This is a genomic window from Actinoplanes sp. NPDC051411 (assembly GCF_040682075.1).
In the GTDB taxonomy this organism is placed as follows: domain Bacteria; phylum Actinomycetota; class Actinomycetes; order Mycobacteriales; family Micromonosporaceae; genus Actinoplanes.
The window spans coordinates 1-22931 of record NZ_JBFBAD010000056.1 but is presented as its reverse complement, the minus strand read 5'-3'; the positions used below and the strand labels follow the sequence as shown (position 1 = coordinate 22931).

22 protein-coding genes are annotated in these 22931 nt (G+C 71.9%); 8 read left to right on the top strand and 14 right to left on the bottom strand.

All coding sequences use genetic code 11. The annotated features are described in order from the left end of the window. Positions 1-257: 257 nt before the first annotated feature. From AB0M88_RS28285 to AB0M88_RS28275, 3 genes are read right to left on the bottom strand one after another with little or no spacing between them, the layout of a single operon-like run. Positions 258-824 carry a GNAT family N-acetyltransferase gene (locus tag AB0M88_RS28285; RefSeq protein ID WP_364107404.1) on the bottom strand — a complete coding sequence of 189 codons (567 nt, stop codon included), beginning with the start codon at positions 822-824 and terminating at the stop codon, positions 258-260. A 14-nt stretch (positions 825-838) separates the two neighbouring features. Next, the gene (locus tag AB0M88_RS28280) at positions 839-1609 is read right to left on the bottom strand and encodes an NAD-dependent epimerase/dehydratase family protein (protein ID WP_364107402.1); all 771 of its coding nucleotides are present in this window, start codon (positions 1607-1609) and stop codon (positions 839-841) included. A gap of 4 nt (positions 1610-1613) precedes the next feature. Then, positions 1614-2846, bottom strand: coding sequence for an MFS transporter (locus AB0M88_RS28275; protein ID WP_364107400.1), 1233 nt, complete (start codon positions 2844-2846; stop codon positions 1614-1616). Between the two features lie 58 nt (positions 2847-2904). On the opposite strand from AB0M88_RS28275, the gene AB0M88_RS28270 reads away from it, so the two are divergent. Genes AB0M88_RS28270 through AB0M88_RS28260 form a run of 3 tightly spaced genes read left to right on the top strand, consistent with a single transcriptional unit; the run spans position 2905 to position 7358 of the window. Continuing rightward, complete coding sequence (locus AB0M88_RS28270; RefSeq protein WP_364107398.1) at positions 2905-3906, top strand: helix-turn-helix domain-containing protein; 1002 nt, start codon at positions 2905-2907, stop codon at positions 3904-3906. Continuing rightward, the gene (lexA, locus tag AB0M88_RS28265) at positions 3890-4525 is read left to right on the top strand and encodes a transcriptional repressor LexA (RefSeq protein WP_364107493.1); all 636 of its coding nucleotides are present in this window, start codon (positions 3890-3892) and stop codon (positions 4523-4525) included. Before AB0M88_RS28270 ends, lexA begins: the two co-directional genes overlap by 17 nt. A 49-nt stretch (positions 4526-4574) precedes the next feature. Further along, on the top strand, positions 4575-7358 hold the full coding sequence (locus tag AB0M88_RS28260) for an FAD-linked oxidase C-terminal domain-containing protein (protein ID WP_364107396.1): 2784 nt from the start codon (positions 4575-4577) through the stop codon (positions 7356-7358). On the opposite strand, the gene AB0M88_RS28255 is transcribed toward AB0M88_RS28260, so the two are convergent. Next, positions 7337-7840 (bottom strand): HlyD family efflux transporter periplasmic adaptor subunit, encoded by a 504-nt coding sequence (locus AB0M88_RS28255; protein WP_364107491.1) that lies wholly within the window; start codon positions 7838-7840, stop codon positions 7337-7339. The genes AB0M88_RS28260 and AB0M88_RS28255 overlap by 22 nt on opposite strands. On the opposite strand from AB0M88_RS28255, the gene AB0M88_RS28250 reads away from it, so the two are divergent. Then, positions 7773-7919 (top strand): hypothetical protein, encoded by a 147-nt coding sequence (locus AB0M88_RS28250; protein WP_364107502.1) that lies wholly within the window; start codon positions 7773-7775, stop codon positions 7917-7919. The genes AB0M88_RS28255 and AB0M88_RS28250 overlap by 68 nt on opposite strands. Positions 7920-8168: 249 nt before the next feature. Here AB0M88_RS28250 and AB0M88_RS28245 read toward each other — a convergent pair whose 3' ends face one another. Beyond that, on the bottom strand, positions 8169-8567 hold the full coding sequence (locus AB0M88_RS28245) for a hypothetical protein (protein ID WP_364107500.1): 399 nt from the start codon (positions 8565-8567) through the stop codon (positions 8169-8171). A gap of 219 nt (positions 8568-8786) precedes the next feature. On the opposite strand from AB0M88_RS28245, the gene AB0M88_RS28240 reads away from it, so the two are divergent. Then, positions 8787-8945 (top strand): hypothetical protein, encoded by a 159-nt coding sequence (locus tag AB0M88_RS28240; RefSeq protein WP_364107497.1) that lies wholly within the window; start codon positions 8787-8789, stop codon positions 8943-8945. A 245-nt stretch (positions 8946-9190) separates the two neighbouring features. Here the strand turns inward: AB0M88_RS28240 and AB0M88_RS28235 are convergent, their stop codons facing one another. Both AB0M88_RS28235 and AB0M88_RS28230 read right to left on the bottom strand, forming a co-directional pair. Then, the gene (locus tag AB0M88_RS28235; RefSeq protein WP_364107394.1) at positions 9191-10087 is read right to left on the bottom strand and encodes an acetoacetate decarboxylase family protein; all 897 of its coding nucleotides are present in this window, start codon (positions 10085-10087) and stop codon (positions 9191-9193) included. A gap of 86 nt (positions 10088-10173) precedes the next feature. After that, entirely contained in the window at positions 10174-11556 is a 1383-nt protein-coding gene (locus AB0M88_RS28230; RefSeq protein ID WP_364107392.1) for a PLP-dependent aminotransferase family protein, read from the bottom strand. 47 nt (positions 11557-11603) lie between these two features. Between AB0M88_RS28230 and AB0M88_RS28225 the strand changes: the two genes are divergently transcribed. After that, on the top strand, positions 11604-12752 hold the full coding sequence (locus tag AB0M88_RS28225) for an MFS transporter (RefSeq protein WP_364107389.1): 1149 nt from the start codon (positions 11604-11606) through the stop codon (positions 12750-12752). Here AB0M88_RS28225 and AB0M88_RS28220 read toward each other — a convergent pair. From AB0M88_RS28220 to AB0M88_RS28195, 6 genes are all read right to left on the bottom strand, one after another. Further along, the gene (locus AB0M88_RS28220) at positions 12731-14443 is read right to left on the bottom strand and encodes a hypothetical protein (RefSeq protein WP_364107387.1); all 1713 of its coding nucleotides are present in this window, start codon (positions 14441-14443) and stop codon (positions 12731-12733) included. The two genes, AB0M88_RS28225 and AB0M88_RS28220, sit on opposite strands and share 22 nt — an antisense overlap. After that, positions 14425-16407 carry a TIM-barrel domain-containing protein gene (locus tag AB0M88_RS28215; RefSeq protein ID WP_364107385.1) on the bottom strand — a complete coding sequence of 661 codons (1983 nt, stop codon included), beginning with the start codon at positions 16405-16407 and terminating at the stop codon, positions 14425-14427. The genes AB0M88_RS28220 and AB0M88_RS28215 overlap by 19 nt, the downstream gene beginning before the upstream one ends. A gap of 11 nt (positions 16408-16418) precedes the next feature. Then, the gene (locus AB0M88_RS28210) at positions 16419-17228 is read right to left on the bottom strand and encodes a carbohydrate ABC transporter permease (RefSeq protein ID WP_364107383.1); all 810 of its coding nucleotides are present in this window, start codon (positions 17226-17228) and stop codon (positions 16419-16421) included. After that, the gene (locus AB0M88_RS28205) at positions 17225-18163 is read right to left on the bottom strand and encodes a sugar ABC transporter permease (protein ID WP_364107381.1); all 939 of its coding nucleotides are present in this window, start codon (positions 18161-18163) and stop codon (positions 17225-17227) included. Before AB0M88_RS28205 ends, AB0M88_RS28210 begins: the two co-directional genes overlap by 4 nt. Positions 18164-18165: 2 nt before the next feature. After that, positions 18166-19377 carry an extracellular solute-binding protein gene (locus tag AB0M88_RS28200; RefSeq protein ID WP_364107379.1) on the bottom strand — a complete coding sequence of 404 codons (1212 nt, stop codon included), beginning with the start codon at positions 19375-19377 and terminating at the stop codon, positions 18166-18168. A gap of 71 nt (positions 19378-19448) precedes the next feature. After that, on the bottom strand, positions 19449-20393 hold the full coding sequence (locus AB0M88_RS28195) for a LacI family DNA-binding transcriptional regulator (RefSeq protein ID WP_364107377.1): 945 nt from the start codon (positions 20391-20393) through the stop codon (positions 19449-19451). A gap of 171 nt (positions 20394-20564) precedes the next feature. On the opposite strand from AB0M88_RS28195, the gene AB0M88_RS28190 reads away from it, so the two are divergent. Both AB0M88_RS28190 and AB0M88_RS28185 read left to right on the top strand, forming a co-directional pair. Next, positions 20565-21647, top strand: a complete 1083-nt coding sequence (locus tag AB0M88_RS28190) for an EAL domain-containing protein (RefSeq protein WP_364107375.1) — start codon at positions 20565-20567, stop codon at positions 21645-21647. 93 nt (positions 21648-21740) lie between these two features. After that, positions 21741-22184, top strand: a complete 444-nt coding sequence (locus tag AB0M88_RS28185) for a nitroreductase family deazaflavin-dependent oxidoreductase (protein ID WP_364107373.1) — start codon at positions 21741-21743, stop codon at positions 22182-22184. A gap of 31 nt (positions 22185-22215) precedes the next feature. Here the strand turns inward: AB0M88_RS28185 and AB0M88_RS28180 are convergent. After that, positions 22216-22931 (bottom strand): IS5 family transposase (locus AB0M88_RS28180; RefSeq protein ID WP_364107371.1); only part of this gene is annotated, 716 nt, incomplete at its 5' end.

Here is a 22931-nt window from a genome sequence, read left to right as displayed (position 1 = left end):
CTTGCAGCGCAGGCGGCGGTGGGGCTGGGCGAGAACGGCGTCGTTGTCCGGGGAGACACGAAGACTCCAGAGTGAGGCCGTTTGATGGGTGCTGACGGCAGAAACGTGCATAGAAGAACGCGTGCGGGCAGGCTCGCTTCGTGGGGAGGGGAGGCCGCGAACGAGTAGGGCAGGCGAAGACGACGGGCGGGTGAGCCGTCACCGGCCGTGTGCGCGATGGGTGGACCGCCGTTGAGGAGCGGATGCGGGGAACCTGCCTAGGCCCTCGCCAGGCGTCCGGACAGGCGTGCCTTCGTTGCCGGCCACTCCGTTCGGGGCATTGAGTACACCAGCAAGCCTGGCTCGCGGCCGGTCAGGGTGGCGCCGACGCGGGTGATTGCCTCCTGGGAGCGGAGGTTGTCCGGGTGGATGCGCCAGGCGATGGCCGCGTAGCCGAGCGTTTCGAAGGCGTAGGTCATGGTCAGGAGTTTTGTTTCGGTGTTCGCCGCGGTGCGCCACCATTTTCGGCCGAACCACGTGCCTCCGATCTCTATGCGGCCGTCGGCGTGGTGCCAGCTGTGCAGATTCGTGGTACCTATCGCTGTCCCCTCGGCGCGGGCCAGCACGGCGAACGCGACTCGCTTCTCGTCGTCGACGTCCTTGAGGCGTCGGGACACGATCTCGCGTAGGTCCGCTTCGGTGTGCGGGGTGGGTGCGCTCAGCCAGCGCCAGACCTCGTCGTCTCGGCCGCCGGCGGCGAACAGGGCGGGCACATGAGATTCGGCCAGGGGCTCGAGACGTACGTGGCGGCCTTCGAGGACTGTCGGGCGGGGCGGTCGCGGCATGGTGCGGACGCTACCTAGGGAGCGGTGGCGTGGCCGTCCGGTGAGGACAGCCACTCGGCGTACGGGATTTTGCCGATGAGGACCTCGCCGCGCGGCAGCAGGCCGCCGTTCGCCTGCTCGCGGCCGGCCTTGCCCGGGAAGCGGAGCGGGACCGCGATGCGGCGCAGGCCGCGGGTTTTGATGACCTGCCGGACGAGTTTGTCGAGGCGCAGTTCCTCGGGGCCGGCCATCTGCTCGATTTTGTCGCCCTGCGGTGGTCCGGCCGCGATCCGCACCAGCTCGGCCGCCACCTCGCGGGCCGAGACCGGCTGGGTGAGCAGGCGCGGCGCGGGTACGAACGGGCCGACCGCGTGGTCGGTCATCTGCACCGCGAATTCGAAGAACTGGGTCGCCCGCAGGATCGACACCGGGACCGGGCCGGCCAGCGCGACCTCCTCCTGGTGGCGTTTGGCCTCGTAGTAACCGACGGCGACCCGGTCGACCGCGACGATCGACAGGATCACGTGGTGCCCGACGCCGGCCTCCGCCTCGGCCGCGAGCAGGTTGCGGGTGGCGGTCTCGAAGAACGCCGTCGCCTTGGCCCCGCGGTTGGAGTTGAGGTTGGCCACGTCGATCACGACGTCGGCGCCGCGCAGCGCCTCGGCCAGCCCACGGCCGGTGATCAGGTCGACGCCGGTCGAGCGGGCGAGCACGACGGCGTCGTGGCCGGCGTCGTGGGCGGCCGCGACCACCAGCCGGCCGATCCAGCCGGTTCCACCGGCCACCGCGATACGCAACTGAGTCATGTGGTCAGGACGAAACAGATTCCGATTTCGTGACCGGGCCGGGAGCACCGGCCGGGCCCGCAGCACCGGCCGGGCCCAGGTCGCGGACCGCCCGCAGGCTCAGCGGGGCGAGTTTCGAGACCGCGTAGCCGATGCCCGAAATCAGGGCGACCCGCCGCGCGCCGACCAGGGCCGCGAACGGGCCGGTGAGCAACTGGCCGAGCGGGATCGCGGCGTACGAGATGAGGTCGTCGATGCTGGCGACCCGTGACAGCGCTTCCCGGGGCACGTGGGTCTGGAGTGTGGTCTCCCAGGTGATGTCGGTGAGCGTGAAGCCGAGCGCCCCGACGAACACCGCCGCCAGCAGCACCGGCAGCGAGGCGCCCAGCCCGAGCGCGAGCAGCGGCAGCGCGGCCACGACCCCGAACAGTGAGCCGGCCCGCAGCGGGTGCCGGAACGTGAGCCGGTAGAGCAGCGCGCTCATCACCAGCAGGCCGGCCGCCCGCACGCTGAGCACGACGCCCCAGGCCGCCTCGCCGCTGCGGGCCTGCGTCAGGGCCGGGCCGAGGATGTTCCACGGGCCGACGTTGACCAGGTTGAGCATCCCGAACGAGATCGCGCCGGCGGCCAGCCAGGGCAGGCCGCGGAAGACCGCCCAGCCGTCCCGAAAACCGCCCCTGGAATCGACGCGGCCGACGACGACCGAGCCGACCCGCAGCCGGGCCAGCAGCGCCGCGGCGACGAAGAACGACGCCGCGTCGAGCGCGATGGACCAGCCCGCCCCGATCGTGACGACCAGCAGCCCGGACACGGTCGGCCCGGCGATCCGGCAGGCGTTGCGGGCGGCCGCGAGCATCGCGTTCGCCCGCTGGACCGACTCGGGCGGCACCAGGTCGGGCAGGATGCCGCGCAGGGCGGGCGACGCGAACGCCTCGGCGACGCCGTTTCCGGCCGCGAGGGCGGCCACCAGGGCGAGGTGGTAGTGGCCGGTGACGATCACGGTGGCCACCGCGGCCTGGGTGACGCCGGCGCCGAGGTGCGAGCCGAGCAGCACGACGCGGCGCGGGAACCGGTCCGCCGCCACTCCCCCGACCAGCAGAAACATCAGCTGGGGGACGATCTGGCCGGCCAGCACGACACCGAGGTCGGTCGGCCGGCGGGACGCGTCGAGGACGGCGAAGGCGAGCGCGACCGGGGTCATGGCGCTGCCCAGGAGCGAGATCAGGCGGCCGGCGAAGAAGAGGCGGAAGGGTGGCACATCAGGCAGCTTCCGGCCGGCCCGCAAAAGCGCAAAACCTTGCGCCTACAGTCGCAAGGTGACTCTGCTGAGGCTCAGCGCGCGGGCGCTGACGCGCTGCCGGTTCGCGGTGTCGCCGCTCGCCGAGACGGTGGGCACGCTGCTCGATCTCGAACGCCGGGCGGATCCGCGCTTCCGGCGCTGGCGCGACCGGTCACCCCTGCGGCGCGGCCTCTTCGACCTGTCGGCCCGCACGAAATACCTGCCCGACCCCCTCGCGGTGCCGCCGGACGGCGGCATGAGAACCAGGCTCACCGATGAACTCGCGCTGGTTGCCGGGTTCAGCGATGCGGACGTACGCGATTCGGTGCGCCTCGCGGTCGACGCGTCCTGGGGTGAACGCCCGGAGACGTCCTGGGTTCAGGATGATTCGCTCGCGCCCCGGATCGCCGGGGACCTCGCAGACGCCTGGGAACGTTTCGTCCGCCCGGACTGGCCGCGCCGCCGGGCGATCATCGAGCGTGACATCGCCTACCGCACCGAACTGCTGGCCGCCGGAGGGTGGCGCGCGGTCGTCGCCACGATCGCCAAGAACACGTCGTGGGCGACCGACGACGTCATCTCGTTCGGCCGTCCCGGCCACCCCGACCGGATCATCGACGACGGCATCGTCTTCGCGCCCCACACCGAGGGCACCGGCACCTGGACGTGCGAGTTCCCGCCGCCCCGGTTCGCGATGACCTATCCGGCCCGGGGCCGGGCGGCCGAGGTCGACCCGGCGGCCGGCGCCGACCTCGCGCGGCTGGTCGGCGCCGGGCGGGCCCGGGTGCTGCTCGAACTCCGGGTGCCCGCGACCAGCACCGAACTGGCCCGGATCCTCGGCGTCTCGCTCGGCACGGTCAGCGCCCACCTGGCCGGGCTGCGGTCGGCCGGGACGATCGCCGGGGTGCGCAGCGGGCGTACGGTCCGTTACCGGCTCGACCCCCGGGGGTGGGACCTTCTGGCCGCGTTCGGCGTGCCGATTTCGCCCAACGGCCATGATCAGGCAGGATTCCCGGGTGCAGATGGATTCCGATCTTGATACGTCGAGGCTCACCGAACGCCAGCGGCAGGTCCTGTCGGTGATCCACAAGTGGGCGGTCCGCTTCGGTTACTCACCGTCCACCCGGGAGATCGCCGACGAGCTGGGCCTCGCCTCGGCCTCCTCGATCGGACGCCATCTGCGGGTGCTCGAGGATCTCGGCTTCCTGCGCCGCGGCCCTCGCACCACCCGGCCGGTCGACGTGCGGATGTTCCTGTCGGTCGACGAGGCGCCACCCCCGCCGGACACCGTGGGCGTGCCGCTGCTCGGCGACATCGCGGCCGGCGCGCCGATCCTGGCCGAGCAGACCTCCGACGAGACGCTCCAGCTGCCGCGCGACCTGGTCGGCAAGGGCACCCTGTTCTGCCTGCGCGTACGCGGTGACTCGATGATCGACGCGGCGATCTGCGACGGGGACATCGTCGTGGTCAAGCAGCAGCCCGAGGCGTACAACGGCGACATCGTGGCCGCCATGATCGACGACGAGGCGACCGTGAAGGTCTTCCGCCGCACCCGGGGCCACGTGGTGCTCGAGCCGCGCAACCCGGCGTACGGGAACATCGACGGTGACCACGCAGTGGTCCTCGGGAAGGTCGTCTCGGTCCTGCGCCGGACCTGAGATCTAGGATGGGCTGCTGCCCAACTAGCTCAGGAACAGATCGCGGGACATGACTGACACCGACCTGACCACCCGGCTGCGCAAGGCGGGCGTCGGCGACGTCCTCGTCGACGACGCCCACCGGTCCGCCTACGCGAGCGACGCCTCCCTCTACCGGGTGGTGCCCCGCGCGATCGTCCGGCCGCGCGCCGACGACGAGGTCGCGGCGACGCTCGCGGTCTGCCGCGAGCTGGGCGTGCCGATCACGGCCCGCGGCGCCGGCACGTCGATCGCCGGCAACGCCATCGGCCCGGGTGTCGTGATCGACTTCAGCCGGCACATGAACCGGGTGCTGTCCATCGACGCGACGTCGAAGTCGGCGCGGGTGCAGGCAGGCACCGTCCAGGCGACCCTGCAGGCGGCGGCCAAGCCGCACGGGCTGCGCTTCGGCCCCGACCCGTCGACCCACACCCGCTGCACGATCGGCGGCATGATCGGCAACAACTCCTGCGGCGCCCGCACCCTGGGCTACGGCCGGACCGTCGACAACGTGCTCGATCTGGCCGGGTTCCTGGCCTCCGGCGAGCGCCTCCCGGACGACATGCCCGCTCTGCGCGACATCATCGGCGCCAACCTGGCCGTCGCCCGCACCGAGTTCGCCCGCTTCGGGCGCCAGGTCTCCGGCTACGCGGTCGAACACCTGCTCCCCGAGCGGGGCTTCGACCTGACGAAGTTCCTGGTCGGCAGCGAAGGCACCCTCGCCGTCCTCACCGAGGCCACGGTGCGGCTGGTCGCCGACCCGGCCCACCGGGTGCTGATCGTGCTCGGCTACCCCGACTTCGGCACCGCCGGTGACATCATCCCGGCGATCCTCGAGTTCTCCCCCACCGCCTGCGAGGGCATCGACTCCCGCATCTGCGACATCGTCCGCTCCCGGCGCGGGCCCGGCGCCGTGCCGCCGCTGCCCGGCGGCACCGCCTGGCTGATGGTGGAACTGGCCGGCGACGACCTCGACCTGGTCCGCTCGCAGGCCTCGGCGCTGGTCAAGGCGGCCGAGGCGGTCGACTCGATGATCGTCGAGGACCCGGCCGCGGCGGCCCCGCTGTGGCGCATCCGCGAGGACGGCGCCGGGCTGGCCGGACGGGCCCCCTCCGGGAAGCCGGCCCACGCCGGCTGGGAAGACTCGGCGGTGCCGCCGGCGAGGATCGGCGCCTATCTGCGCGACTTCGACCAGCTGGTCGACCGGCACGGGCTCACCGCGATGCCTTACGGCCATCTCGGTGACGGCTGCCTTCACGTACGCCTCGACTTCCCACTCGACCAGCCCGGCGGCCCGGCGGCGTTCCGCTCGTTCCTCTCCGACGCGGCCGACCTCGTGGTCGGCTACGGCGGCTCACTGTCGGGCGAGCACGGCGACGGGCGGGCCCGCAGCGAACTGCTGCCCAAGATGTACTCCCCCGCCGCCATCGATCTGTTCCGTCAGATCAAGGGCGCGTTCGATCCGTCCAACCTGCTCAACCCGGGAAACCTCGTCGACCCCGATCCGCTCGACGCCAACATCCGGGTCGCGCAGTCCCGGCCCGTACGCGAAAAGCTGGCCCTGGCCTATCACAGTGACCACGGCGATTTTTCCCAGGCCGTGCACCGGTGCACCGGCGTCGGCAAGTGCCGGGCGTCGCACGCCGGCACGACCAACGTGATGTGCCCGTCCTACCTGGCCACCAGGGACGAGAAGGACTCGACCCGCGGCCGCGCCCGGGCCCTGCAGGAGATGCTCGACGGCGACCTGGCCCCGTCGTGGCGCTCCCCGGCCGTGCACGACGCGCTCGACCTGTGCCTGTCCTGCAAGGGCTGCGCGTCGGACTGCCCGACCGGCATCGACATGGCGGCCTACAAGTCCGAGGTGCTGCACCAGTCGTACAAGGGCCGGCTGCGACCCCGGTCGCACTACTCGCTGGGTCGCCTCCCGCGGTGGTCGCGGATCGCGTCCCGGATGCCGCGGCTGGCCAACCGGATGACCCGCCTGCCCGGCATCCGCGGGTTGGCGTTGTGGGCGGCCGGGGTCGACTCGCGGCGGTCCGTGCCCGCGTTCGCCGCCCGGACCTTCCGCAGCTGGTTCGCCGCCCAGCCCGTGGTCTCGTCGGGCAAGCCAGTGGTGCTGTTCGTCGACAGCTTCACCAACCACTTCTCGCCGTCGGTCGCCGAGGCGGCCGTGACCGTCCTGCGCTCGGCCGGCTACGCGCCGACGATCACCTCGGAGTCGGCCTGCTGCGGGCTCACCTGGATCAGCACCGGCCAGCTCACGGCGGCCCGCCGGATCCTGTCCGGGACGGCGGCTGAGTTGCGCTCGGCGGCCGCCACCGGGGTGCCGATCGTCGGCCTGGAGCCGTCCTGCACGGGCGTGTTGCGCTCGGACATCGTGGAACTGCTCGACAACGACGACGCCCGGCTGATCGCGGCTTCCGTCAAAACCGTGGCCGAGCTGCTGGCGGCGACACCGGACTGGCAGCCGCCCTCGCTCGCCGGCCTCAGCGTGATCGCCCAGCCGCACTGCCACCACCACGCGGTGATGGGCTGGGAGGCCGACGCGGCGCTGCTCAAGTCGACCGGCGCGACCGTGAAGCGGCTGGGCGGCTGCTGCGGGCTGGCCGGCAACTTCGGCGTCGAAAAGGGCCACTACGAGGTGTCGGTGCAGGTGGCCGAACAGCAGCTGCTGCCGGCCCTGCGCGACGCGGCCCCGGACGACATCTTCCTGGCCGACGGGTTCTCCTGCCGCACCCAGTCGTCCGACCTGGCCGGCGTCCCCGGCACCCACCTGGTCGAACTGCTGGCTCACCAGCTGCGGGCAACCTGATCGCCCGCGGCCAGGCCACCGGTGATCTCGGTGTACTGGTCGCCCCGCAGCCCGACGCCGACCGTGGTCCTCACGCCGTTCCGCAGAACGGTGCCGGTGGTGCCGGCCACGTCGTGAACCGACGTGCTCGGCACCCGGAGCACGCCGGACTTCGAGCCGGTGGTGACGGTGACCGTGGCGCTCTGCCCGACCAGCAGGCCCGCGGGCGGATCGGCGAAGGTCAGCACCACCCCGAACCGGACCAGCGTGCCGTCGCTGGTGCCGGTCGGGTCGACCTGCACGACGGTCGCGTCGAAGGTCGAACCGTCCTGGGCCGGAAGGGCGACGGTCGCGGACTGCCCGACCGCGAGGTGGTCGGCGTCGGCCTCCGGGAAGTCGGCCTCGATCCGCATGTCACCGGTATCGGCCAGCGTGATGAAGGCCGAACCGGCGTCGACCGGGCTGCCGACCGTCCCGCCGACGCTCAGAATCTTCCCGGCGATCGGCGCGGTCAGGGTGGCGCCGGCGAGGGCGTCCTCGGCGTCCTCGAGCGCGGTGTCGGCCGAGATGACCCGCTGCTGAGCCGACAGAATCCGGTCCGCACCGCCGCCCTGGTCTCCGCTCGCGCTGCCACCCGCCCCGCCGCCGCTGAACCCGGTGGCGCTGCCCGTGCCGCCGCTGCCTGTCCCGCCGCCGCTGCCTGTCCCGCCGCCGCTGCCTGTCCCGCCGCCGCTGCCTGCTCCGCCGCCTGTGCCGTCACTGCCTGTGCTGCCACCGACGCAGGCGCCGCCGCGTCCGTCCCCGGTCCGGCCGGGCGGCGTAGTGGTGGGGTTAGCGGCCGGCTTTGACGCCGTCGCCGTAGGAGTCGGCTTGGCGGTCCGGCTGAGGTTGGGCGACAGTGTCGGCCTGTTTGACTCGCTGGGGCTCGGAGTCGGGCGGGCTGACTCGCTCGGGGTTGGGGTTGCGCCGGCTGAGAGGGTCCCGCCGGGCGAGGGCGTAGCGCTGGGTGATTCGCTCAGGCTCGGCGAACCGCTCACGCTCGGCGAACCGCTCACGCTCGGCGAACCGCTCACGCTCGGCGAACCGCTCACGCTCGGCGAACCGCTCACGCTCGGCGAACCGCTCTGGGTCGGGGACGGCGTCGGGATCGTGGACCGGCTCGGAGACTGCGTCGGGCTCGGCGAGTGGGTCGGGCTGGCCGTCCGCAAGGGCGGCGAGGGCGAGACGCATACGGTAGCCGCAGCCGCCGTTTTCCCTCCGGCGGCGGAGCCGGAGCCGGCGGATGGCGTGCCGGCGGGATTCTCGCGGGCGTCGGTCAGCTGCTGGTCGGCGACATCCGCGGCTTTTTGATCCTCGGTGACCGTTTTGGCGGCGGCGGTGCGGCCGACCTCGGCCAGCGTCTGCCCGGCCTGAACCGTGTCGCCGGGCCGGACCGAGATGCTGGTCACCGTGCTCGAGACGGTGAAGGAGAGGCTACGGGTGTCGGCCGGTTCGACCGAGCCGACCGTGCCGACAGCGGTTGTCACGGCGCCTCGGTCGACCGCTACCGTGACCGGCGCCTTCGCCTTCGACGACGCGCCGGCGGTCGCCGCGTACATCTCGGTGTAGGCGACCAGACCGAACGCCATCACGGCCCCCGCGCCTGCCCGCAGCAGCCGCCGACGACCCCCGGACTCCCCGACCATGAGAGGCAGTCTGACTGGCCGAACTCGCCGCAGACTGGGCTTCACCTGGGAGTTTCTTCGGAATCGGACACGAAAGGGCGACCCGGCCGCGGTGGAGGAGCCCTCTCCACCGCGACCGGACCGCCCGGCGCGCCCACCGCAACGGGGGTCGCCCCCAGGTAGGTCCGGTCAGAGGATCTTCAGGTCGTTGACCGTGTAGGAGAGGGAGCCGCGGAAGCCGACGCCGACCCGGGTCGGGCCGAGGTCGGCCAGTTCCTCGCGCGGGGCCGGGAAGAAGTGCAGGTCGCCGGTGCCGACCCAGGTGTTGGCCATTTTCAGGTTGTCGAGCACCGACATCGTCAGCTCGTGGACCGGCGGGTTGTCCTGGCCGGCCAGCGCCAGCTGCGGGAAGTGCCGCAGGTTGACGATCGGCCGGGTCAGGGCGGGCAGCCGGTCGGCGGTGTGGTCGAGGGTGACCGTGGTTTCGGCGAGGCGGCGGCCGCCGGCCGACATGGTCGCGGCGAATTTGCCGCCCTTGCCGACGACCGGGCCGGCCAGGCTGTCGACCGCGAACGCGCGGGTCTGCTTGATCTGGCCCATCTTCTTCGGGAAGCCCTGCACCCAGCCGCGGGCCAGCGAGGCGTCGTTGTCGACCCAGATGAACGGGCACCAGGCGACCGGGGTGCCCTGCCACTGGGCGTCCATCAGCAGCAGGAACTCGGAGTACTGGCTGAACGGCGGGTCCAGGTAGTCGTCGGCGGTGGCCGCGAACTGCCAGTCGATGAAGACGGCGTACCCGTGGCCCGGGTTGGCCGGGTCGGGGTCGAGGCCGGTCGGCAGGGAGGCCGCGGCGGCGTCCGGGCGGGTCCAGAACTCGGCGCCGACCGCGTCGCCGACGTAGTTCCACGGCGGCTTGCCGGCCAGGTTGGCCACGCCGCGCGCGCTGAGCGGCAGCGTGTAACCCTTCAACCTCTCGGGCGCGGTGGCGGCCGGTGCGGCCAGGGCCGGTCCGCCGCCGGTCGCGGCGGCGACGGTTCCGCCGGCCATCGCGGCGAGCACGGTACGCCGCTGGAGGTTCTTTTCCATCGCTGTCTTCTCTCCTCAGCAAGTGGTGCTGTGTCTACTGAGGAGGACGCGGTCACCCGGACAGTGTTCACGAACAGGGATGTGGATCACGTTTTGCCAAGAGCCCCGAGCAGGTCGGCGATGGCGGCGATGCCGGGCTCGATGCGGCCGCGCGGGGTGTTGCCGAAGCCGAGGATGAGCCGCGGCGGGGCGGGTCGGGCGCAGAGGCCGGCCATGCCGTAGAGGCCGACCCCGCGGGCGACCGCGGACGAGACCACCTGGTCCTCCGTGGTGCCGGGCGGCAGGTGGAGCACGGCGTGGAAGCCGGCGGCCAGGCCGGTGACGGCGAGGTGCGGGGCGTGCCGGGTCAGGGCGCCGACGAGGGTTTCGCGGCGGGCGGCGTACTCGGAACGCACCCGCCGCAGGTGGCGGTCGTAGCGTCCGGATTCGATCAGCGTGGCCAGGGCCAGCTGGTCGATGCCGGGGCTGCCGCGGTCGGCGAGCCATTTGGCCCGGGCGAGCGGCTCGAACAGGCGCGGTGGGACGACGATCCAGCCGAGCCGCAGCGCGGGCGCGAGTGACTTGCTGACCGTGCCGAGCGAGACCACGTGGTCGGGGGCGAGGCCCTGCAGCGAGCCGACCGGGTCGCGGTCGTAACGGAATTCGGCGTCGTAGTCGTCCTCGATGATGATGCCGTCGCACTCGCGGGCCCAGGCGATGAGTTGCCGGCGCCGCGGGCCGCTGAGGACGACGCCGGTCGGCCACTGGTGGGCCGGGGTGACCAGCACGGCGCGGGCTCCGGTGCGCCGCAAGGCCTCGACGTCGAGGCCTTCCTCGTCGACCGGGACCGGAATGCCCCGGCGCGCGGGCAGGCCCGGGCCCGGGTTCTCGAAGGCGACCGGCGAAGCGTCCACTGTGGCGAGCACGAGGTTGAGGGACTGCTGCATTCCCGAGCAGACGATCAGGTCGTCGGGCGTCACGGCGGCCGCCCGCACCCGGCCGAGATAGGCCGCCAGCACCTCGCGGAGCGGGCGCGCACCGGCCGGTTCGCCGTAGCCGAACGCGCTGTCGGGCGCTGACCGGCAGGCCTCGCGGACCGCCCAGGCCCAGTCGTCGCGGGGCACCAGTCCGAGGTCGGGCACGCCGTGGGCGAAGTCGGCGATCGCGTGTCCCGTCGTCCGGCCCGGCTTCGGCGGCGGCGTGCCGGGGCCGCGGGAGGCGGTCGCCGCGACCCGGGTCGCCGAGCCGGCCCGGCTGGTGAGGTAGCCCTCGGCCTGCAGCTGGGCGTAGCAGTCCTGGACCAGGCCGCGGGACAGGCCCAGGGTCCGGGCGAGCACGCGGGAGGAGGGCAACGGCTCGCCGCCGGCCAGTCGGCCGGCGCGGATCGCCGTACGCAGTTGCTCCTCCAGCTGCGCGCGCAGGCCGGCCCCGCTCGCGCGGTCGATCGTCACGAGCAGTTCGGGCCCCGAACCGGCCCACTCGACGGGCATGAAACTGGACCTTACCAGTGGGCTGGTCGGGCCCTAGCGTCGTACGCATGAGCAGCTTCGTCTCGCGTCCGCTCCTGGTCCGCTCGGTGTCGATCCTGGGCGGGGCCATCGGCTTCTACCTGCCGCTGTCGGTGGTCCCGCTCTTCAACGAGCGGTCGGCCGGCTCGGCCACGGTCGCCCTGCTGGTGGCCACGGTCGCCGGCGAACTCGGTACGCCCCGGCTGGTCGCCCGCGCCGGCTACCGGTGGGCGCTGACGATCGGGCTGACCCTGCTCGGCCTGCCGACCCTGCTCCTGCTCCTCGGGCCGGATCCGGCGCTGATCCTGGCCGTGTCGGTCGTGCGCGGCCTCGGCTTCGCGATCTGCACGGTCGCCGGCGGGGCCCTGACCGCCACGTTGATCCCGCCCGACCGGCGCGGCGAAGGGCTGGCCTTCGTCGGCCTGGTGAGCGGCGTCTCGGGGCTGCTGGCGCTGCCGGCCGGGGTGTGGGCGGCGCAGCGCTGGGGGTTCTCGCCGGTCTTCGTGGTCACCACGGTCGCCACCCTGCTCGCGCTGGTCTCGGTGCCGGCCCTGCCCACGCGCGCCGCGGTCGCCCCGGAATCGGCCGGGATCCTGGCCGGGCTGCGCCAACCGTCGCTGAACCGTCCGGCGGCCCTGTTCGCGACCTCGACCGCGGCTGTCGGCGTGCTCGTCACGTACCTCCCGCTGGCCGGCGCCGGAAGGCCCGGCTGGACCGTCGCTCTCGCTCTGCTGGTGCAGCCGGCCGCCGCGACCGTCACCCGGTGGATCGCCGGCCGCCTCGGCGACCGGCACGGCCTGCGCCGCCTGCTCGCTCCCGGCCTGGTCCTGAGCGCCGCGGGCATGGCCGCCCTGGCCCTCACGGATTCCACGGCGGCCGTCGTCGGGGGCGCGCTGCTGTTCGGGGCCGGCTTCGGCGTCCTGCAGAACACGACGCTCGCCCTGATGTACGCCGAGGCCCCGGCCGGCTGCGAGGACACGGTCAGCGCGGTCTGGAACATCGCCTACGACCTCGGGATGGCGGCCGGCGCCTTCGTGGCCGGGCTGACGGTCACGTCGATCGGCTACGGCGGGACGTTCCTGTTGGCGGGTGTGGCGATGCTACCGGCACTGCTGCTGATTCCGGCGCCCGCGGTCGCCCGCGGGCGCCGGGCCGTTCAGCCGGTCACGACGGCGTAGTCGAGGGCCACCACCGTGCCCGCGCTGGACGGGTTGCGGTTGCCGGTCACGCGAACGGTCAGGGTGTGGTCGCCGGCCGGCAGGGTGCCGCTGCTCCAGACCGTGCCGGACGCGTTGCGGGTGGCCGAGTAGTCGTCGACCGCCGTCTCGGCCGCGTTGTCGACGTGGACGGCCAGGATGCCCTGGTCGGCGTCCTTCACCGCGTGGAGCGCGACCGACGTGCCGGTGAAGTGCAGGACCGCGGTCGAGCCGGGTGTCGTGCTCCAGTTGGCGGTGCCGCCGAACATGTCCGGGATGCCGTTGGCCTGGCCCCAGGTCCCGTTGTAGGTGAAGCCCGGACCGTCGATCGTCACCGGCTGGCCGGAACCCGGAGGCGTCTGCTTCTGCGGGCTCAGCACCAGCGAGTACGCGTCGGTCCCGGCGACCCGGTCCACTCCGACGGTGACCGTCCCGCCCGATACCGTCAGCTGGCTGTTGCCGACCGTGACCGGGGACGCCGTGGTGAGGCGCTGGACCGAGACCCAGACCTTGCCGCCCGAGGTGAGCGCGGCCGGGATGCCGTTGACGGTCACCGTGGCCGGGCCGGTCTGGGCCGTGCTGGTGCCGAGCAGCACGCCCGCCCGCGACGAGTCGAGGGCGGCGACCCCGAAGGTGGCCGGGTCGCTGGAGGTCACGGCCGCGAGGCGCCCGGTCAGGGCGGCGTACGCCTGGTAGGTCCACCACTCCCCGGTCGGCTGGGGGTTCGGGCCGGCGGTCAGGACCGTGTCGAGGGTGCCGGCGGTGCAGCAGTCGGACCAGATGGCGTGGGCGGCCGCGGTGACCGTGGAGACACTGAGCCGGCCCAGATACCAGGCCAGGTCGGCCGGGTTCTGCTGGTCCGAGAAGAGGTACTCGTTGATGGTCATCGGCAGCGGGCCGACGCCGGCGTCGCGCTGGATGCGGGCCGCGTCGGCCGCGTCGGCCGCCGGATCGGTGCCGAAATGCCAGTTGAGGACGGTCGGCAGGGTGCCGTTGTCGCGGGTGTGGGCGACGAACTGGGTCAGCCACGTGCCGTTGTAGCCGCTGTAGGACGGTCCGACGACCGGCGCGCCCGGGTCGATCGAGCGGATCGTGCGGACCGCGGTGTCCCACATCTGGAAGTACTGGGCGCTGTTGACGCCACGCTTCCAGAAGCCGGTGCCGTCGGGCTCGTTCCAGATGTCGTAACTGACCCTCACCCCGGAGGCCCGGACGTCGTTGACCAGCTGGCGCAGGAAGTTCTGCCAGTTGGTGCAGTCGCCGTTGTCGCACGGGTAGACCGTGCTGTCGGGCTGCTCGGTGTCGGCTCCCCAGACGTCGGAGACGAGCAGGTGGTAGGTCGCGTTGTAGGGCGCCGCGGTGACCCGGCGGGCCTGGCCGAGAGCCGAGTCGACGCGGACGCGGTAGCCGTTCCCGGCCGCGTAGCCGTCGCCGAGCCAGCCGTGCCCGGCGATCCGCGCGCCGCCACCGCGGAACAGCGTGGGCCGCAACGGCTGCATCAGCGCGTCGGCGGGCGCGGACCCGTCCTGGCTCAGGCCGTAGAGGAAGCCGGCACCGGCCCGGTTCGGGGCGCTTCCTAGTGCGGCGAGGTTGACGGTCACGGCCGGTCCGGCGGCCGGGACGGCGGCGGCCGGGACGACCGCGAGGATCAGGGTCAGCAGGGATCTGAACATGGGAGCTCCTCGGGGAAAAGGGGCAGGTCCGCGCCGTCGCGCAGGAACAGGGGGACGGCATCGAGCGGCGCGGCGACGGTCGTGGACGACCCGCCGTCGAACCTCTCCCCGGTGGCGGCGTGCGTCCACGTCGCTCCGGACGGCAGATAGACCCGGCGTTCCCGCGCGCCGGCCTCGAGCACCGGCGCGACGAGCAGATCGGGTCCGAAGAGGAACTGGTCCTCGATCTCCCACGCCGCGGGGTCGCCGGGAAACTCGAGGAGCAGAGGCCTCATCAGGGGAAGGCCGGGGGCGGCGGCGAGCGCCGCGTGGAGGTACGGCCGAAGCCGCTCCCGCAGCCGCATGACCGCGGTGATGGCCGCGTACGCCTCGTCGCCGAACGACCAGACCTCGTTCGGTCCGCCCTCCGAGCCGATGAAGCCCCGCTCGGTCCGCGGCTCGCGGTGCCCGTGCAGCCGGAACACCGGGCAGAACGCGCCGAACTGGAACCAGCGCACCACCAGTTCGCGATAGTCGTCATCGCCCGGGTCGCCACCGTGGAAGCCGCCGATGTCCGTCGTCCACCACGGAATGCCGCTCATCGCCACGTTCAGCCCGGACCGCACCGAGGCGGCCAGGGCGGGGAAAGTGGCCGGGATGTCGCCCGACCAGAGAACCACGCCGTAGCGCTGGGATCCGGCCCACGCCGACCGCACCAGGTTCGCGACGTCGCCCGCCGAGTGCTCGAAGACGCCCCGGGCGTGCTCGCGCGGATAGAGGTTCGCGACCTCGCTTCCGGGCCCGGCGAAGTAGCTGAGGTTCCGCGGATGCCCCGGCCGCATCTCGGGCTCGCACGCGTCGAGCCAGAAGGACCGGATCCCGTGCCGCCCGTAGCCCTCGTGGAGCCGCCGGGCCAGGTAGTCACGCGCCTCGGGCGACGTGGCGTCGTAGAAGGCGACTCCCTCCGGAACGCCGTCGGAATCGGGCCAGGAGGCGTGCAGCTCGACGCCCTGCGCGGTACCGATCAGGTGGCCCGCGGCCGACATCGGCGCGAAGTTCGGCGAGGCCGGGCTGACCGACGGCCACACCGACACGGCCGGCTCGACGCCGAGCGCCCGCAGCTCGGCGACCATCGCGGCCGGGTCGGGCCACGCGACCGGGTCGAACGACCAGTCGCCGATCTCCTTCCAGTGCAGGTAGTCCACGACGATGACCGACAGCGGCAGGCCGCGCCGGTGATGCTCGCGCGCGACCGCCAGCAGTTCCTCCTGGTCGCGGTAGCGGAGTTTGCTCTGCCAGAAGCCGGACGCCCACGCGGGCAGCGCCGGCGCGAACCCGGTCGCGGCGGCGTAACGCCGCAGGATCTCGGCGGGGGTGTCGGCGGCGGTCAGCCAGTAGTCGATCTGCCGCGCCCGGTCGGCGACCCAGCGGGTGCCGTTGACCGCGAGCTCGACGCGCCCGACCGCCGGGTTGTTCCACAGCAGACCGTAGCCCCGCGACGACACCACGAACGGGATCGTCACCTCGCCGTTGCGCTGCTGGAGTTCGAGCACCATCCCCTTCTGGTCGAACCGTCCGTGCCCGTGCTGACCCAGTCCGTACAGCCGCTCGCCGGGGTAGGCGGCGAACCGCTGTTCCAGCCGGCCGTCGTCGAGCAGCCGGGCCGGCGGCCACCAGAAGTGGGCCGGCTCCTCGCTCAGCAGTTCCGCCCCGGTGTCCGCGCGCGAGGCCGTGAGCAGGCCGTCCCCGCGTACGGAAATCCGCAGTGACCCGGTCGTCAGGACCGCGCCCTCCGGTCCGATCTTGATCTGGACGCCGGGGTCCGGCGCGGGCGATTCGAGCAGGGCGCCGGGAAGGCCGGCCTGGATCGAATGCCGGCCGGCGCGGACGCGGACGCTGCCGGCACCCCACGGCTCGACGGCGAGCACCTCGTGCCCGGAGCGCCAGATCAGCTGGTCGTCGTTCTGGTGGAAAGGGTTGGGCAAGGGAATGAACCTCAGTCCTTCACGGCGCCGCCGGTGATTCCGGCGGCGACATAGCGCTGGGCGATGACCAGCAGCAGGGCGGCGGGCAGGGCGGCGATCACGCCGGTGGCCATCACGCTGTTCCAGTCGCTCAGATGGGCGCCGATGAACCGGTAGATGCCGACCGTCACGGGGGCATGGGAGTCGCTCGTCGTCAGCGTCACGCCGAACAGGAAATCGGCCCAGGCGAACAGAAACGAGAACAGCCCGGCGGTGATGAGCGAATTGCGGCTCAGCGGCAGGATCACCGACCGGAGCACGCGCAGCGGCGAAGCCCCGTCGACCCACGCCGCCTCGCTCAGCTCGGCCGGGATCTCGCGGAGGAACGCCTGCAGGGTCAGCGTCGCGAACGGCACGCACAGCGTCGAGTCGGCCAGGATCAGAGCGAGGGGATTGTCGATCAGGCCGAGCCTGTCGGCCATCTGGAAGAACGCGTCGGCCATCACGATGCCCGGGATCATCTGGGCGACCAGAAGGGCGAACATCAGCACGCGCCGGCCCGGCGCGTGCAGCTGCGCCATTCCGTACGCCGCGGGCAGCGCGATCAGCAGCGTCAGCACCACGGTCCCGCTCGACACGAGCAGGCTGACCAGAAGGTGACCGCCCTGAGTGGACAGTGCGTGGCGATAGCCGGCCAGGCTGCCGTGGACCGGTAGCCACGTGGGCGTGCGGCTGATCAGCTCGTCGCTGGGCAGCACCGAGGCGTTGAGCATCCAGTAGAGCGAGAACAACAGGACGGCCGTGACGACCAGGCCGGCACCCGTGCGGATCCAGCCTCTCATCGTGACCTCCGCAGCCCGCGCAGATAGGCGAACGCGAAGACGACCGCGACGACGATGAGCAGGTTGCCGACCGCGGCACCCCGGCCGAACGTCAGGTCGTGGAAGGACAGTTGATAGGACCACGTGGTCAGGGTCTGCGACGAGCCGGCCGGGCCGCCCTGGGTCAACACCATGATCACGTCGAACACCTTGATCGTGTAGATCAGCCCCAGCGTCAGCACGATCGCGGTGACCGGCCGCAGCATCGGCCACGTGATGCGGCGGAACTGCTGCCATCGCGTCGCCCCGTCGAGCGACGCGGCCTCGTAGAGCTGTTCCGGGATCGCCTGCAGCCCGCCGTAGAGGATCACCATGTTGAACGGGATGCCGACCCAGATGTTGACCAGCGTGACCGCGATCAGGGCCATCCGGGTGCTGGCCAGCCACGGCGTCGCGGTGTGGGTGAGGTGCAGCGCGAGCAGGGTCTGGTTGAGCACGCCGTTGTCGGTGTCGAGAATCCAGCGCCAGGCCGTGCCGGAGACGACCAGCGGGAGGAGCCAGGGCACGAGCAGGAGCGCCCGGAGCACCCCGGCGAGCGGGAAGTGCCGGTGGAAGAACACGGCCAGGGCTAGCCCGATGGTGAACTGGAAGGCCAGCGACCCGGCGGTGAAACCGGCGGTGTTGAGCACAGTGCGGGTCATGTGCGAGTCGGCGAACACCGACCGGTAGTTGTCGAGCCCGACGAACGGCGCCAGCCCGGTGTAGAAGCTCGAGACCGAGTAGTCGAGGAAGCTCATCCGCACGTTGGTGACGAGCGGATAGACGTAGAAGGCCGCCACGTACAGCCAGAGCGGGCCGGTGAATCCCAGCGCGACCCAACCGGACCGGCGCCGCCGCCGCGCGGGCGGCGGGGCCGGTCGGCGCGTCGCCCGGGGCCGGGACAACGTCGAGGTCATGGTCAGGAAGCGTCCTGCTGGGCCTTGGCCAGAGCCTCCCCCGGAGGTGTGCCGCCGGCCAGCGACGATTGCAGCGCGGTGTACAGCGCCGCACTCACCTTGGGGTACGCCGTGCCCAGCTCGGCCGTGCGCGCCCGCGCGGTTCCCAGCTCGGCGACGAACGCGGCCAGGTTCGGGTCGTCCCGGCCCTGCTGCGCCGCCGTTTCGACGTTGCTCGACAGGTAGCCCGCCGCCTTCGACCACTGCAGGCTCTTCTCGCCGCTCAGCAGGCACTTGAGCACCTCGACCGCCTTGGCCTCGCGGGCCGGGCTGCTGTGCCCGACCGTCCACACCTCGCCGCCGAGCGGGGTGACCGGCTTGTCGTTCACGGTCGGGCCGGGGATCGGGACGATGCCGAAGTGCAGGGCCTTCTTCCCGGTCAGCACCGGAAGCTGCCACGGGCCGTTCACCATCATGGCCGCGTTGCCGGCGACGAACTGGTCGTTGACGTCGGCCTGGGTCCAGTTGACGACCGACTTGCTGGCCTGCCCGCTCTTCACGAAACCGGTGACCAGGCTGAGCGCCCGCACGGCCGGCGGCGAGTCGAGCTGCTTCAGATCGGCGCCCGCGGTCCAGAAGAAGGGCTCGAACTGGAAGCTGCCCTCCTCGGTGCCGACGGCCGAGAACGCGATGCCGTACTGCTTGCCGTGGGTGAGCTTCGCGGCCGCGGCGGTCAGCTCGGGCCAGGTCGTCGGCGGTTGCACACCGGCCGCGGCGAACAGGTCCTTGTTGTAGTAGAGGGCCAGGCCGTTGACGCCGGGCGCGATGCCGTAGACCTTGCCCTGGTACCGGCCGGCGTCCACGATCGACGGATAGAGGCCCTCGGTGCTCAGGCCGGCGCCGTCGAGCGCGACCAGCGCGCCGCTGGTGGCGAACTGCTGCAGGTCGGGGTTGTCGATGAGTGCCAGATCGGGCAGTTTGCGGGCGCCCGCCTGCTGGAGCAGCTTGGGCATGAACTGGTCGCGCGGCACCTGCTGGTGCTGGACGGTGACGCCGGCCTGCCGCCCGCACGCGTCCAGGATCTTCGGCAGCTCGGTGTTCTGCGGGGCGGCCTCGTAGTAGTCCATCTCGGTCAGGGTCGTCGGGGCCGCGTCGTCCGCCTTGCTGTCGTTGCCGCAGGCGGCGACTCCGGCGAGCAGGCAGGCCGTGGCGGCCAGGGCAAGAAGGGGTTTCATCCGGGGCTCCTCGGTTGTCGAACTGATTCGACGATGCGCGCGTGCTGGGGACGGGTGGGGTGAGGTCGGGGTCAGCCTTCGACGAGGCGGGGCGGGAGGATGGTGACGGCCGGGCCGGGCCGGCCGGTGATGAGATCGACCAGGCGGTCGACGGCGGTGCGGGCCAGATCCTCGGCCGGCAACGGGACGGCGGTGAGCGGCACCACGCGCCGCTCCAGCTCCTCGGGCGGGCAGATCGCCACCACCTCGAGATGGTCCGGCAGCGGGCGGCCGAGGGCGCGCTCGTTGTAGACGACGAGCCCGGTGATGTCGTCGCCCAGCCTGGCGAGGGCCTTGGCGACCCCGGCCGCGGTGCCGTCGCACGACGCCCAGCTCGCCTTGGCTCCGCCCGCGCGCAGAGTGCTCAGCGCGGCGTCGCGCGCGTGTATCGCGTACCCCGAACGGAGCTGGAACGCCCGCCGGGGGTGACCGAGATAGCCCACGCTGGTGTGCCCGTTCTTCAGGAGATGCTCGGCGCAGAGCCGGCCGGCGGCGGTGAAGTCGAAGTCGACGACCGGCAGGTTCCGCGCGTCGGCCGGCGTGCCGACCAGCACCGCCGGGCACTTGAGCTCGCTCAGCAACTCCACGCGCGGGTCACGCTCCTGCACCTCCATCACCATGACGCCGTCGACCATGGCGCTGGTGACGACGTGCCGGATGGCGGCCTCGCCGTCGTCGTCGGTCAGCATGAGCAGCTTGTAGCCGGCCTTCTGGGCGGCGCCCATCGCCGCCCAGACATAGGGCATCTGCACCTGGTTGTGGGGGCCGTAGACCAGCGGAAGGGCCATCGCGATGACGCCGGTGCGGCGGGTTCGGATCGATCGCGCGCCGGCGTGCGGCGTGAACTTCAGCTCCTCGATGCTCAGCTCGACCTTTTTGATGGTCTCGGGCGAGATCGAGCGGTTGCCGCTCAGCACGTAGGAAACGGTGCTGCGGGAGACGCCGGCGTGCTTGGCGACGTCGCCGATCGTGACCACCGCCCGCACCCCCGATTTGTCGAACTGATTCGAATGACGGGACGGTAACACCCGGGTTTCCCGTGCACAACGGGCGGCGCCCGGCGGGAATCCGGGTATCCTCGGCACTCAACAAACGCCTCCGGCTGTCGATCCAAGACCTGACCTAAACGGGGAACAGGGGAGGCGCAGATGGGGACCATTGCGGTTGCGGAGGCCGGCCAGGCGCTCATGGTGCAGAGATCGGGGCCTGATCCCCAGCTCGACCGGCTGCTGGCGCTGGCGTGCAAACACCTCGGGGCCGACGTGGCCTGGCTCGTCTTCGGCGACCAGGTCGTCGTCTCCGGGGGCCCCGTCGAGCCTCCCCCGCAGTCCGCGCTTCCGGCCGTCGTCCCCGATGCCCGCCATCTCGGGCTCGGCTGGTTCGCCGGCGTTCCGCTGCTCGACCTCGACGGCATGGTGGGCTGCGCCGGCCTGCTGCCCGACCTGTCGCTCGACGCGAGTGCGCTGCGGCCGCTCGGGCTCGTCGCCGACCTGATCGCCGAGCACCTGGGCAGCCCGGCCGCGCAGGCCCGCCAGGAAGCGACCCGCAACGAGACCGCGGTGCGGCACACCCTCGCCACCGGCGCGGTCCGGTCGGTGGTGCAGCCGGTCGTACGCCTCAAGGACGGCGTCACCGTGGCCTACGAGGCGCTGGCCCGGTTCGACCCGGCGGTGTTCGCGACGCCCGACCGCGCGTTCGCGGCCGCCGAGGCGTGCGGTCTCGGCCTCGAACTCGAGCTGCTCGCCCTGTCGACGGCGCTCGGCAAGCTCGACACCCTGCCGCCCGGCATCTGGCTCGGGCTCAACCTGTCGGCGTCCGCGGTCGCCGACCCGCGCACTCAGGAGCTGCTGCTGCAGCACTCCGACTGCAACCTCGGGGTGGAGATCACCGAGCACACGCCGATCGCCGACTACCAGCAGCTCAACGCCGACCTGCAGCCGCTGCGCCGGGCCGGCATCAACATCGTGGTCGACGACGCGGGCGCCGGGTTCGCCAGCCTGAGCCACATCCTGCAGCTGCGGCCCGACACCATCAAGCTCGACATCTCGCTGGTCCGGGGCATCCAGGGCGACCCGGTGCGGCGGGCGCTGGCCCGCTCGTTGGTCGGCTTCGCGCACGAGATCGGGGCGGCCCTGATCGCCGAGGGCGTCGAGACCGAGGCCGAACGGGAGACGCTGGCGTCGCTGGGCGCGACCTACGGCCAGGGCTACCTCTGGGGCAAGCCGTTCTAAAGAGAGAGCACTGCTCTTGACTCGGAACGCCGGTCGGTGTTCACTGAACCCGACAGAGAGCACTGCTCTCGCTTGGGATCACTAGGAGTCGTCATGCGCTATCTCGCCCCGGACCGCACCGCCGAGATCTTCAACGCCGTCACCAAGTGGCTCACCGCCCGCGGCATCAGCCTGCTCGGCAGCCGCGTGCTGGCGGTGCGCGGCCGCAAAAGCGGGCAGACACGCACCACGATCATCAACATGTTCAGCTACGAGGGTTCGCAATACCTGCTCGCGCCCCGCGGCCACACGGAATGGGTCCGCAACCTGCGGGCCGCCGGCGAGGGCGAGTTGCGCCTGGGCCGCCGGGTCGAACGTTTCACCCCGGTCGAGATCCCGGACGCCGACAAGGAGCCGCTGATCCGCCTCTACCTGCGCAAGTGGGCGTGGGAGACGGGCGCCTTCTTCGACGGGCTGAAGGCCGACTCCCCCACCGCCGACATCGAGGCGGCGGCACCCGGCTTCCCGGTCTTCCGCATCGTGTCGAAGCCGGCCTGAGAGAGGGCGTCTGATTCACGTACTTTGTACGTTATGGCGGTTTAGGTGTCTCGCCAGTTGGGGTGGTTTCGTCGGTGGCTCGTCGGGTGAGGTTGTCGATCATCGCGATGCGGATCATGGTGGCGGAGGTTTCCGGGAGGGTTTCGTAGTCGCGGGCGAGCCGGCGGTGTTGCATGAGCCAGCCGATGGTGCGTTCGACGACCCAGCGTCGTTTGATGACGGAGAAGCCTTTGACCTGCGGGTCTTTGGTGACGACTTCGACGTCGATGCCGAGTGCGGCGCCGTGCTCAACGACTTTTTTGCGGAATCCCGCGTCGACCCAGGCCTTGCTGAGAGTGGGGTAGATGGCGGTCGCCCGGTCGAGCAGCGCAAGGCCGATGGTGTTGTCGCTGACCGAGGCCGCGGTGACGATGACGGCGAGCAGCAGGCCGAGGGTGTCGGTGATGATGCCGCGTTTGCGGCCCACGATGCGCTTGCCGGCGTCGATGCCTTGCGTAGCAATGGGAACGCTGGTGGAGGTCTTGACGCTCTGACTGTCCATGATGGATGCCGATGGTTCGGCTTGGCGGCCGGTTTTGGTGCGTACCAAGCCGTTCAGGGCGTAATTGAGGTCAGTGAAGATACCGTCGTCTTTCCAGGTTTTGAAGTACCAGTAGACCGTTTGCCACGGCGGGAGGTCGTGGGGCAGGTAGCGCCAGGCGATGCCGGTGCGGTTGAGGTAGAGGATCGCGTTGAAGATTTCCCGCA